The sequence below is a fragment of the Shewanella sp. HN-41 genome, from assembly GCF_000217915.1.
In the GTDB taxonomy this organism is placed as follows: Bacteria; Pseudomonadota; Gammaproteobacteria; order Enterobacterales; family Shewanellaceae; genus Shewanella.
In genome coordinates this window covers 83,031-95,062 of record NZ_AFOZ01000031.1, presented here as the reverse complement: position 1 = coordinate 95,062, position 12,032 = coordinate 83,031, and the positions used below count along the sequence as shown (strand labels likewise).

At 45.6% G+C, this 12,032-nt stretch carries 10 protein-coding genes and 2 pseudogenes; 5 read left to right on the top strand and 7 right to left on the bottom strand.

The features are described from left to right. Positions 1–533: 533 nt before the first annotated feature. The 5 genes and pseudogenes from SOHN41_RS12090 (at position 534) to SOHN41_RS12070 (ending at position 4,281) form a co-directional block, all read left to right on the top strand. Entirely contained in the window at positions 534–1,556 is a 1,023-nt protein-coding gene (locus tag SOHN41_RS12090) for a hypothetical protein (protein ID WP_007649331.1), read from the top strand. Positions 1,557–1,636: 80 nt separating this feature from the next. Continuing rightward, positions 1,637–2,119, top strand: a complete 483-nt coding sequence (locus tag SOHN41_RS12085) for a cupin domain-containing protein (protein WP_007649328.1) — start codon at positions 1,637–1,639, stop codon at positions 2,117–2,119. A 55-nt stretch (positions 2,120–2,174) separates the two neighbouring features. After that, a pseudogene (locus SOHN41_RS12080) lies at positions 2,175–2,351 on the top strand (transposase); the annotation flags it as partial. 283 nt (positions 2,352–2,634) lie between these two features. Continuing rightward, on the top strand, positions 2,635–3,420 hold the full coding sequence (locus SOHN41_RS12075) for an SAM-dependent methyltransferase (RefSeq protein ID WP_037459004.1): 786 nt from the start codon (positions 2,635–2,637) through the stop codon (positions 3,418–3,420). Between the two features lie 111 nt (positions 3,421–3,531). Then, positions 3,532–4,281, top strand: coding sequence for a hypothetical protein (locus SOHN41_RS12070; RefSeq protein ID WP_007649323.1), 750 nt, complete (start codon positions 3,532–3,534; stop codon positions 4,279–4,281). 433 nt (positions 4,282–4,714) lie between these two features. On the opposite strand, the gene xthA is transcribed toward SOHN41_RS12070, so the two are convergent. The 7 genes and pseudogenes from xthA to SOHN41_RS12040 all read right to left on the bottom strand — a co-directional run bounded on the left by xthA (position 4,715) and on the right by SOHN41_RS12040 (position 12,025). Further along, a complete protein-coding gene (gene xthA / locus SOHN41_RS12065) occupies positions 4,715–5,527 on the bottom strand; it encodes an exodeoxyribonuclease III (RefSeq protein WP_007649322.1) in 813 nt (270 codons plus the stop codon). Continuing rightward, the gene (locus SOHN41_RS12060) at positions 5,527–5,826 is read right to left on the bottom strand and encodes a YciI family protein (RefSeq protein ID WP_007649321.1); all 300 of its coding nucleotides are present in this window, start codon (positions 5,824–5,826) and stop codon (positions 5,527–5,529) included. Before SOHN41_RS12060 ends, xthA begins: the two co-directional genes overlap by 1 nt. Further along, positions 5,826–6,370 (bottom strand): annotated as a pseudogene (locus SOHN41_RS12055) (septation protein A). The gene SOHN41_RS12060 and the pseudogene SOHN41_RS12055 overlap by 1 nt, the downstream one beginning before the upstream one ends. Before the next feature lie 212 nt (positions 6,371–6,582). Next, positions 6,583–6,744: a (2Fe-2S)-binding protein gene (locus tag SOHN41_RS20405; protein WP_007649314.1), complete on the bottom strand. Its 162-nt coding sequence runs from the start codon at positions 6,742–6,744 to the stop codon at positions 6,583–6,585. Positions 6,745–6,754: 10 nt separating this feature from the next. Then, entirely contained in the window at positions 6,755–7,651 is an 897-nt protein-coding gene (locus SOHN41_RS12050) for an IucA/IucC family C-terminal-domain containing protein (RefSeq protein ID WP_007649312.1), read from the bottom strand. A 141-nt stretch (positions 7,652–7,792) separates the two neighbouring features. Further along, positions 7,793–10,018, bottom strand: coding sequence for a TonB-dependent siderophore receptor (locus tag SOHN41_RS12045; protein ID WP_007649311.1), 2,226 nt, complete (start codon positions 10,016–10,018; stop codon positions 7,793–7,795). A gap of 75 nt (positions 10,019–10,093) precedes the next feature. After that, positions 10,094–12,025, bottom strand: coding sequence for an IucA/IucC family protein (locus SOHN41_RS12040; protein ID WP_007649310.1), 1,932 nt, complete (start codon positions 12,023–12,025; stop codon positions 10,094–10,096). Positions 12,026–12,032 lie beyond the last annotated feature (7 nt).

Genomic DNA, 12,032 nt, shown 5'->3' with positions numbered 1-12,032 from the left:
TGTTTATTTCTTTTAAAGAAGTATCCCTGACTGCTCTATTCAAACCCCCTTGTTTTAGAAGATTACCAGTACAACAATGCCAACCCTAACTATCCTTTCGCTGTTCGTTTAGCTAAAAAGCTATTGCCCTGTTCCGTGTTTTTGCTTGTTAGCTTAATCGAAAATTTCCGCATGAGTTGCCCTACAAACCCTCATCGATTTACCCAATGTTTGGCCCTACTGCAAAGCGGCTAACGATGTATGGCTATCCAGTCGTATTTAAATTTAGAGGCTTTTAAGTGTTTTTTGAGACAACATTAGTGCGCATTAACTCAACTGACAATAAGTAAAAACACATAAAATCAATTAATTACAAAAACTTAATCTTAGTTAATAGATTTGAAAAACGTGCATGCGCGTTTTCCCAGATGGTGTATTTGATGAAAAGCTGATAAGTTCTTTGCATACAGATAGTTAACTATGCGCGTTTTTGCTGGTCTAATGAGGTAAACGCGCATACGCACTAATAAAATGTTAAGAGGCAAGAATAGTAGGTGCAACAATCTCAGATTATGGAAGATAAGATTATTTCAGCAGTGAGAACATTTTCTAGCTCGATAAGCTCAGGCAGCAAAGTAGTTGCTGATATGTCTGAACTAATTGAAGTTACGTCTCAGTTGCCTCTTTCTAGTTTTGACTACTGGGAACGAATCATTCGTTCGGAATTTTCTTCAGCTATAAGGGAATCTATTCCCCCTAAGTGGAAGGTGTGGTCAAAGCCTAAGGAATTAGTAACTTGGATTGATCTTATTAGCCGGGATGGCTACAAACGTGAAAAAGCACTTCGGGCCTTATCTGGGGCTGCTCCGAATACTTTCTTTTTTTCTCTTACAGTTCGTAGACTCAATGATTGGGTGCCACAGGTTCGTAAAGCAGCGAGGGAAAAGCTCCCTGAGCTAGCAAGGTCTACTGATCCTGAATATGTAGTTGAGGCATTATGCGTCGCGCTTTCCAATTGGAATTCGTGGGGTAGGGTAGAAGAAGTAGATAAAGAGGTACTTCTGAAAATTATCTGTGAAAAGGATATAGCAAAGTCCCTTCGGTCTAAGTTAATTATGTCTGCTTCAGGGCCTATGCCATCACTCTTTTCTCAGCTTGGGCGTACTACGATACTTGATGGGCAAATTGAAGAAATAGCTAGATCCGCTATTCAGCCTTCGGTTCGAGCTAAGGCATACCGCAGCTTATTTGAAGGGCGGATTGTATGGATCGAAGGACGAAAATGGGTGTGGACCGATATAAGGTACTGCGAAGGCAGGCTAAAGCCTATCGTTGGCGAGCGGAAGTTAGAAATTGACACTCCGCTAATAGACTTACTAAAGAGGTCATCTGAAGATCGTTCATCCATCGTTAGGCGTGTTTCAGCAGAAATTCTAATACGAGAAATGGACAATCTAGGGATGAAGGCCAGAGTTTTTGCTGAACGCTTTGCTTCAGATAACTCACACCCCGTATCTGAACGGGGTGATTTTGCCTTAAGGAAAATTGATGAGGCTGAGCGTGCCAATGCCTCTTAACAAGCGCATGTTGCCGGACTGGTTTTCCGCTGCGCTCCAAACCAGCCACAAATGCGGGCGTTAAGACAATGAGAGATCACATGGATAGATACATTGTTAAGAAATCTGAAATTGAAGAAATGGAAGGCTTAAGTAAGACACATTACCTCAATGACAATGCTGTTCGAGTGAACAAATCTCTTGGAGATTTAACAGGTCTTAAAGGTTTTGGCTTCCATATTATCGAAGTTCCACCAAATAGAGAATCAACAGAGTTTCATTCTCATAAGTTTGAAGATGAATGTGTTTACGTATTAAGTGGTAGCGCCACAGCACAGATTGGTTTTGAAGAGTTCGAAATATCCGAAGGGGACTTTATTGGTTATCGAGCAAATGGTTTAGCTCATACGATTTTAAATACAGGCAATGAAGTGTTACGCTGCATTGTAGTTGGTGAGCGGTTAGCCCACGATGTTGCAGATTATCCAAAATTAAATAAAAGACTTTATCGTAACAAAGGCGAAATTTGGGATTTGGTTGATATTAATAATGTTCAGCACCCTAACGCTGGAGGTAAGTCATAACAAGCGGCAGCAACGGACTTGTCAACCTATCACTCAAATTGCTGCGCAATTACGTGCCAAGTTACTGACAAGATTAAATATCCCCCATGACAATTGGCTTAAGCTCACTACTGAGTTTGGTAAGCTATTTCATGGCCCAGTGGGTACGCTGCAAGAACTGACCGATTACTGCGAACACTTAGAAAAGCGACGACACTTTGCGGCAAACTGCCAGCACTTTCACAGCAATTAACGGTAATCCTGCTTAACCAAACCAATCACTGCCCATTTGTTTTATTGGGAGGTTGGTATGTCTGAAATACGCCGTTTTTTAAGAAATTAGCTCGATTTTTTACCTCAAATGCAGTCCAGCTACTTTTGATACCTCTTATTCAAGTCATTTTAGCCAGAGTGTGTTGTCGGCAAATCGAAAGTGCATTATGTTGTTGGTTTATAATGGGTGGCCAGATTTATTTTGCTCGCGTCTGTGGCGGGCGTTATGCGCACCGAAAAACGAAGGTTTAAAAGGTATAATTGTGGATGATTTTTATATCAATCAAAAAGGATTGGCAGCATATTTCGAAATGCAATGGCTTGATAAACTTCGTGAAAATGGCGTAACTGAACAATTAGATAGTAAGTCTAAGCGTGTTCCTGATTCGTTTATATCTTCAGCGCATTCACAAAATGTAGCCCGATTTATTATTAATGCTCTCGGTTGTGAAAATATATCCCCTAAAACAGTAATAGAAATAGGGCCAGCTCTTGGAAGAAATAGTTATGAGTTAATAAGTAATGTCCCGAGTATAAACTCGGTAACTGTAGTCGAGCCATCTCAACGATTACTTTCAAACTTTAAAAAAATACTTATAGATGGGGCTAAATGTAACTTTCCCTATATTAAGAGTTTGGACGAGTTGGGTAATTTTGAATTTGACAGTTCGTCAATTGCAGAAATATGTGCTCATGTGGATTTCACGTTGATAGAAGCTCCTTTTTCTCACGGTGTAGTTGATGACCATTTTGATTTAACTATTTGCTTAAATGTCTTGGATCAGTGCGAGTCACCTAAAGGCTTGGTCGAGGCTTTAAAGAATGCGACAGCTTTAAATGGGGTATTAATTTTATCATGTACTTATCAGTGGAGTAAAAAGCACTTAAAAGTAGATAGTGAAGCTGTTGATGATATAAACGACTATTTTGGCGACGGTTGGGTGCAGTTATCAGAAGATGAAAATGAGTACAAAGTAAGATTTAACGAAAGGTATTCGTTGTTATTTCTCTCTCATGTAGTTGCTTACAAAAAAATTGGCGTATTGTAGTGGTATAGTGAATTTGGTCCCTGTTGTGGGTGTTATAACTGCTGTCGGCATGAGAGAAACTCAGGCTCTTGTGTTGGATGTTAAACTCCTGAGGTTTTAAGGAATGAAACCATGAAAGTTATAAAAATCTCGACAGTTTTGTTGTTAATTTCACTATTAGCTGCTTGTGCTACTCAGACGCTTGTACCAGTATCTGTTGTTCTTGGTGGTAACGCTGATAGTTTAAAAAATGAATATTTTCCGATAGAGCCACTTATTGCCAAGAGCCAAGTAGAAATTTCGGAAAATGGGCAAATGGTTGAAAAAGATATTAGAACTCTTAGCAATGCTCAAAAGTTGGGATACTTAGGAGATACTAGGGTAGTCGTAACTTTAGCTAAAGAAACAGCTTCCGGAGAGCTTTCATATTTAACAGGAAAAGTTACGGGTGAGAAAGGAAAATATGTTGCCTTTATGGATTACGCAAACTTTTTCATAGATGACCTGTCTGATGGTTCAACTGTTATTGGAAGAGCGCGAGTAGGGGTTGGCCTCAGGCTGGTTGCACGCATTCAAACCAATAAGAAGGGCATTGATCTGGGTAGTATCCTCAAGATAGGGTTTGCGGCAAATAAGAGTGAGTTATCAGGTGAACTAGAGGTTAGAGCGATAGGCGTCACTTCAAAAGAGATTCAAGACTTGCTGCCGGGTTCACTCCCTAATCTTGATGAGTCTTCCATACAGCGAGCTTTAGAAGCTATGGCCGCTGTTAAAACCAAAATCCATGACCCAGCGACCAGTGTTCAGCCGAGAATTATGGCCGTCGCGCTGAATGAAACAAATATGCTTGATAAGGCAGGAGTTAAGCCTGAAAAAGGATAAGTTATAACAAATCAATGCAGCCGACCACTAGCGCGTCGGCTGATTAGAGCGTTAATTCATAGAAATCTTAATCCGAAACCCACTGAGTAAAAAACTAACTCACTTTTGTCCCTTATTCCTTTAGTGGCACAAACAGAATCAGCGGTTGTTAAGATTGGCATTGGGGCACCAGTGACCGTTGGCGACATGGTCGTTCTTTCACATCTATGTGAACGCGGCATTTACACTTCCGTGTGCTGCAGATGTCGTCGTCGAGCCTATAGGGATATATTCACGGCGAATCACTGGGGAAACAATGACAATAAATTCCATGAATAGAAAAACGACTATTTAGCTTTTGTCCAAAATGCATCTTATTTAGCTTAAGAACCAAACAAAAACATCGGCCTAGGCCGATGTTTTTTATGTCTACAAGATAGTTAATTCTAGCGAATTAAGCTTCTTTAAACGTGCTCCAGATGGGCGCGTGATCTGAGGGTTTATCTATGCCGCGCAGATCGTAATCGACGTCGGACTCGACTAAACGCGCTGCCAGTGAAGGCGTGGCTAAGATCACATCGATGCGCAGGCCGCGGTTGTCATCGAAACCTTTGCTGCGGTAATCAAACCATGAATAGCGCTCGGTACGCTCTGGGTGTAATTGGCGGAAAGTGTCGACTAACCCCCAATCCTGCAAGGTTTTGAGCCATTCGCGTTCTTCCGGTTGGAAGCTACATTTGCCGGTTTTCAGCCAACGTTTACGATTCACTTCACCGATACCTATATCTAAATCGGTCGGCGAGATATTGATATCACCTATGATGGCGATATCTTCGTCGTTGCTGTGGTTTGTCTGCAAGTAGTGCATTAAATCCTGATAAAACTTACGTTTAGCAGGATATTTTGTTGGGTGATCTATGCTTTCGCCCTGGGGGAAATAGCCGTTGAACACAGTCAATGGGCGACCATTCGCTTGGGCAAATGTGCCGATAATCATCCGACGCTGGGCATCTTCACCATCGTTTGGAAAACCTTTTTGCAGTTTTTCTGGTGCGACTTTGGAGAGCATGGCCACGCCATAGTGGGCTTTGCCACCGTGGTAATGCACCTGATATCCCATGGCTTCGACTTCGGCTAATGGGAATGCCTCATCGTGCACTTTAGTCTCTTGCAGGCCAATAATATCGGGTTGATGGCTGTCGATTAAAGCTTGCAGTTGATGCAAGCGAGAGCGTAGTCCATTGATATTAAAAGAAACTATTTTCATTAAGGCAGAACTCGTTTGAAAGGTTTAACCACAACACTGTGATAAACACCCGCCGCAAAGTAAGGATCCGCATCGGCCCAGGCTTGTGCCGTCGCTAGAGAATCAAAATCCGCCACCACTAAGGAGCCACTGAAACCAGCATCGCCAGGATTTTCACTGTCGATAGCTGGGTGTGGACCAGCGATCAGTAAACGGCCTTCATCGGCCAATTCTTGTAAGCGAGCGAGGTGGGCTGGGCGTGCGGCTAAACGTTTTTCTAAACTGTTTTCAACATCTTGAGCTGAAATCATATACCACATTATTTGAGTTCCTTGCGTTGATCTTCGGGAAGGTGTTTATAAAGGTAGAATACAGTTATTACAGTATTGAGTAAGGTTAAGGCGGTGAGGCCAAACACCTTAAAATTCACCCAAGTTTCTAACGGTAAGCTAAAGGCGACATAGACATTCACTAGGCCGCAGATGGCAAAAAAGCTCACCCAATACCAGGTCACATGGGCCCAAATATTATCTGCCACTTGCATTTCTTTACCTAACATCGACTTTAATATCGACTTATTCAGTATTTGGCTCACGGCTAAGGCTATGGCAAATAAAGCATAAATAATTGTGACTTTCCACTTAATAAAGGCATCGTCGTGGAATACTAAGGTGAGAGTGCCAAATACAGTCACCATCGCAAAGGTGATCAGGTGCATCTTCTCCAGCTTTTTGTACAGGGCATAGGTCACGATCAATTGCAGTGCCGTGGCGGCGATCAAGGCACCACTGGCAATATAAATATCGAAAAATTTATAGACAGCAAAAAGATAACGAGTGGCAGAAAATCAAGCAGTTGTTTCATAAATAATCGTGATAAAGAGACATGGACTTGAGTGTAGCACGCGAGGCTAGAGGGAAAAAGCCATCATAGGCACCGATTGCGATCTTGCCCGTGAAACCGTCTAATCTTGATGCTAAATCGCGGTGCAAAATTGCAAAGCCCGCGTAGGCTTAGTCGCTTTTGGTTAAACAGACCAACTGGCCGTAAACGTGGAATTGGGTGAAGTACCGCCGTTATCCCGATGCTCGCATTTTTGCTTTGGAGTGTTGCATAAGAGGGCAATCGTGGCATTGGCCCGTATTGGCGAGTTGATACCTTAAACAGCAAGTACGACGAATGCATTGGCTTGGTTTTATGCTCGAGTTTGCGCTGCCTTGCTCCGCTTCGATAGGCAAGTTAATGCTGTTATACAGCGGGTTTGTGCTGCCATCTAAAAAAGTTTGGCCGACGAAACAGGGTGTGCTTTAGCCGTTGGTTTTGATGCTCTGTGAGCCCCAGCTCCCCAAGATACCAGTGGATGAGATAGCCTAAGTGACTCCAATATAGTTTGGCGGGCACAGGGCTCAGAGTAAGCAGGCGTTCAACACTCGGTTGCAGTAAGTTTAAGATAAAATCTTGTAGGGCGAGTTCTTTATCAAGTGGCGGCTCATATGGGCTTAATGGGGAGTGTACCTCCGTGTCCGTCTTGGTATTTGGCTTAGTGTTGGTTTGGGAAAGAGGCTCGATACAGCTTGGTTTTTTAAAGGTCAAAGCTGAGGCTGGCTCGGGCTTTGCGATCTTAAATTCAAATTTTTCCACTCGACCACTGGTGTGTAGCTGCATAAAAACGGACTGTGGCTGCCAGAGGCAATGCTCAAATACGGCTTGGGGAGCATTAAAAATCCACTCCATCATAGGCGGGACTAATAGGCCGAAATACCATTGGCCCCAAAGTGAATGCAGCGCTTTGCGGGTGTCTTTTCTACTGGCCACAGCGTTTGTACCGACCAAAGCGCTTTTACTGGCGAAAGCGGGCGCTCGATTGGTTGTCGGTGTTTTATCTGTCTCGGTTTCAGTCTGAGTTTTTGCGCTAGGGTGCGCTATCGCAAAACGTGCAATGAGTTTTTGATAAGTATCGGCGCAGCTCCATTCATCGAAATTGAGTCCCGTGGGTGACTGCGTTGCGCTAAGGTGTTCGCCATAGAAGGGGGCTCGCTCATGTAACAGCTGATTGAGTGTCAAAATGGTGTGATTCAACGCGTCGTGGTTTGGCGAGGTATCGCGCAATATTGGCAGTCTGCTGTCTCCTCGTTGGCTTGCCATAGTGACTCCTTAATGGCCGTGATTGATTGCCGCTGTGATTGATAAGCCCCGCTATTATTGATAAGTCCAATAGATGAGGACCTTGTGAGCCCAAGATTTGGGCTCACAAGGGTTTTCGAACTATCTCAATAAAAGTCTGACTTAGAAGCGATAGTCCAAGGTTAAGCTGGCACTTCGCGGCGTACCGTATTGGAACTGACTATATTGACCAACTTGGCTGTAGTAGCTTTTATCTAAGGCGTTGTGCAGGTTGGCGCTAAGCTTTAGTTGCTCGGTGAAGGCATAGCTTGCCATCAGACTCGCCAGTGCATAGGAGTCTTGTTCTACTTCGATTTTGCCAAGTGGTGAATTGACCGTTTGGTAGACGCGGCTCTGCCAGTTAACCCCGGCACCCAGTTGCAATTTATGCCAATCACCGCCAAAGGTATAAGTGGTGAAGAGTTTTAATTGCTGACGTGGTGAAGTGGTATTGATGCGTTTGCCATCAGGATCTTCGGTGGTGAACTGGGTGTAGCCTAAGTAAATATTCCAGTCATCAGTGATTTTACCCGTCGATTCAAATTCGAATCCCCGTGTTTTTGTGCCGTTTACGCCCTCATACACTTGCGTTGTGGTACCTGGGATCACATCGCCAGTGCTGACTCCGACATTGTCTTGCCTGATCTCAAACACCGACAGCGACATATCTAAGGCCTCATCGAACAGGCTCGCCTTAATCCCGCCTTCGTAGTTTTTTCCTTTGACCGGATCTAGGTAGCTTTTATCGATTCTTTGCTTAGTTTGCGGCGCAAAAATGTCCGTATAGTTGGCGTAGAGCGAATATTGCTCGGTCAGGGCATAGGTGAGGCCTAAGTAAGTGGTGAGTTCGTTACTGATGTTGAAATCGTACAGGCTGCCAAAGTTATCTTGGTCGGTTTCCCACTCATTGAGGCGCAATCCAACGAGGACAGCTAAGGCATCGCTGAGATTAAGCTGAGTCGCCACATAGGCGGCACTCTGTTCGGTTTCGCCAAATGAACCCGTGGTATAGGTTTCCTTCCATTGAGGTTTAGGGTATTGGAAGTTTGGATCGCGAAAATCCCCCAGTGGTGGCACAGCAGCTGTGGGGTAATAATAGGGATTGGCGAACTCTTGTCGCTGACCATTCCAGCCAAACATCAATTGATGTTCCTGACCAAAGAGTTGGTATTGCCCTTCGGCGCGTAAATCCACATTGTGTTGGGTGCGACTGCCGTCGACATAGGCGATAGAGCCTGCGGTTGCGCCGATATTGGTCATAGGATCGGGATAGCCCGTGGCCCATAGCACATCGAACTCAAGTGAGTTGTCGCCATAGGTGTAAGTCCCTTTTAGGTTCCAGCCATTATCAAATCTGTGTTCGAGACTCGCAAAGGTGTTGAGGCCTTGGGTATGCGCCGAGCCCCAATCGGGCGCCGTTGAAGTGGCGCGATCATAGTTAGTACGGCTGCCGTCACTGTAAAATAGTGGTAAGCCGCCCGACATAGTGCCGCTCGGCGTGGCATCTTGGTAATCGACACCAAGGGTGAATAAGGTGCTATCGCCAATATCGGTTTCGACTATGCCGTATAACGTGGTGCGCTGCTGCTCGTATCTGTCTTGGAACGAATCTTTATCCTGATAGGCGGCCACTATGCGGCCGCGCACCGAACCCGAGTCATTTAAACCGCTGGAAAGATCGACCATACCGCGCACATTATTCCATGAGCCCACACTTAACGATGTGCTGCCCATAAACTCTTGGGTTGGGCGTTTACGGATAAGGTTAATGGCCGCCGAGGGATTACCGGCCCCCGTCATAAGGCCAGTCGCACCGCGTACCACCTCAACGCGCTCGTAGATGGCGGTGTCGATGAGATTATCGCCATAGTTGAAGCGGGTGTCGTAGGTGGTGGGCACGCCATCGTACAGTATGCTGGTCACGGCAATGCCGCGGGCACTAATGCTGTATCTGTCGTTATCCATAGGGCGGGCATTGATCCCGGCGACGCTGGTCATGGCATCAATCACGCTATTAAGCTGTTGATCGTTCATCATTTGACGGGTGATGGACGTGACCGACTGCGGCGTTTCTAAATAGGATAAATCGAGCCCAGTTGCCGTGTTCATCGCTTGGGTTTTATAGCGATTGTCGTGTAAATCCTTAGCGCCAATGACATTGATGATTTCAATCTCTTTTTGGTGCTTCTTGGTTTTACCATCCGCATCCACAGTGTCTGCTACGGCATGGGGGACACTGGCTAACATGGCTGAGCACAGCAATAGCTTCGGGTTAACGATGGCTTGTCTGCAGACGAGTGCGATGCTGGAGAGAGGAAAAGTCTTCATAATGGTGATCTTTAATTCCATTTAGGTTGGGGGTTAAACAAGCTGGGTCAACATTGGCCTAGGCTAAAGTTTCGGGTTTATCCACTTGGTTACGCGTTAACGTGTCCTTTGCTCAGCGCTGCCAAGCTTTGGGCGCTTAAAGGCATGGCTTTGCCTAAAGGCCGCCAAGGGATTGTCGATGCCGCCAGCGAAGCGCAGGTTTTTCTCCCTGTCTGCGAGGTCTATCATTTGTTGGTTATTATTCAATTGGATACGATTGAGGCAGGTGCGGACAAAGCTGTCCTTAAACAGATCGTATTGGGCAAACTTGGCAGCCAAATGCGGATGCTGAGCTTGGTAATCACGTACATTGTCCGCCACTAACTCCCAGAATTGGTTTTCACTGACACTGGTTTGCTCATCGAGCAGCGGTGCTAAATAGCGGAAAATACAGTCAAAAATATCCAGTAAGATGTAGTTCAGCTTCATCTCTTCCTCAAGGCTCACCGCAAGGCGTTTTACATCATCAGGTAGCGGCTTCGCGCCATTGAGTACCGCGACTTCTTCGCCTATGTCTTTCATCAAAATCTTGACCGGCACATATTCATCCAGCACTAAGATCAGGTTTTCACCGTGGGGCATAAAGACCAGATCGTAGGCAAAAAACGCGTGTAATAAGGGCGACAGATACAGGTTGAGGTAACGACTGACCCAATCCTTTGCTGGTAAGCCAGAGGCGGCTATTAAGGCTGCAATCAGCGCTTTATCTTCATGATCCGTGTGCAGCAGGGCAGCCATGGTCATCAGATTCTGCTTAGGCTCAATGTGCGGCAGTGGGCTTTCGCGCCACAGGGCTGAGAGCATTTTCTTGTAGGCGCTGTCTTGGGTGAGCGCCTGCTCGTAATAATGGTGGTGATAACCTATGGCGGCAATTTCTTTAAGGATCACAAACCCTTGCTGAGTAAAGTAAGGGTCGCTCTCAATCAAGTTCGCCACCCACGCATTAATTTGCGGTGTGCAGCTCATGTAAAGGGGCGACAGGCCGCGCATAAAGCCCATATTTAAGATGGAAAGCGCGGTTTTGACATAGCACTTTTGTGGCGATGACAGATTGAAGAAAGTGCGTATCGATTGCTGTACTTGGTACTGTTCGCAGCCTTCGCCAAGATAAACCAGATCGCCACGGGCTATGTCGCCGGCAAAGACGCGGGCGATTTTTTCACGCCACTGCCAAGGGTGCACTGGCATAAAGTAGAAGTCCTGTGGATCATGCTGCTGGGTTTTAAGACGTTGTTGGAAGTCAGTGAACTGCTGGCCAAGCTCTTCCTTTAGTAACGCGTCGTGACTCAAGTTTTCGAGGGCGGCAAACGTGGTCTTACTCCTGCGCACGCCTAGCCAGACTAACTGCATCGGCGCCGCACTTTCTGGGGCAAATTGACGGTAATCCTGCATATCGAAGCCAATCCGACCGTTATTGGCAATAAACACCGGATGGCCTTCTGTCATACCCGCTTCTATGCTCTGATAATCGGCTCGCGCCAGTGTGGCGGCGGGGATCGCCTGATGCGCTAACTTGTACGCCTTGCTGTAGAGGGTGCTGGTGATTTCCTCTAAATACGTGGGCAGTAGGGCTTCGCTGATCCCTAAGTCATTTTTAAGTGAAATGATCAGCGACATCGCATCGAGGGTTTGTTCCTTGCCCGTGTTAGAAACGCGGATGGAATTAGCATCGATAGCCAGATGATCTAACTGATAATGCCGCGCACTAAAATAGTAAGTGCTGTCTTTGAGCCTGAGTTCATAGTGGTTGAGCCCCGCTTGTTGCCCGTATAGGGTCGGCGTGATGATCTTCTCATGGGTGAATTCACAGAGAATTTTCTTCACTAAATGCCGATTAGCCGCTTGCCAATAGGCGGGGGTTAAATGCTCCGGCATAGAAGTCGTCGAGGTTGTCGACAGCGCAGGGTTAAGTTGAGTTGCCGCTGCGTGAGTTGGATGATCCAGTGTTGGTAATGGATTAATGTGTAAGGCTTTTGTGGGTAAGTTCATCTCGTTC

Excerpts from the sequence above, each read along its gene's own strand:
- SOHN41_RS12070 (WP_007649323.1), top strand. The coding sequence starts at position 3,532 with ATGAAAGTTATAAAAATCTCGACAGTTTTGTTGTTAATTTCACTATTA.
- xthA (WP_007649322.1), bottom strand. The coding sequence starts at position 5,527 with ATGAAAATAGTTTCTTTTAATATCAATGGACTACGCTCTCGCTTGCAT.
- SOHN41_RS12040 (WP_007649310.1), bottom strand. The coding sequence starts at position 12,025 with ATGAACTTACCCACAAAAGCCTTACACATTAATCCATTACCAACACTG.
- SOHN41_RS12085 (WP_007649328.1), top strand. The coding sequence starts at position 1,637 with ATGGATAGATACATTGTTAAGAAATCTGAAATTGAAGAAATGGAAGGC.
- SOHN41_RS12045 (WP_007649311.1), bottom strand. The coding sequence starts at position 10,018 with ATGGAATTAAAGATCACCATTATGAAGACTTTTCCTCTCTCCAGCATC.
- SOHN41_RS12050 (WP_007649312.1), bottom strand. The coding sequence starts at position 7,651 with ATGGCAAGCCAACGAGGAGACAGCAGACTGCCAATATTGCGCGATACC.
- SOHN41_RS12060 (WP_007649321.1), bottom strand. The coding sequence starts at position 5,826 with ATGTGGTATATGATTTCAGCTCAAGATGTTGAAAACAGTTTAGAAAAA.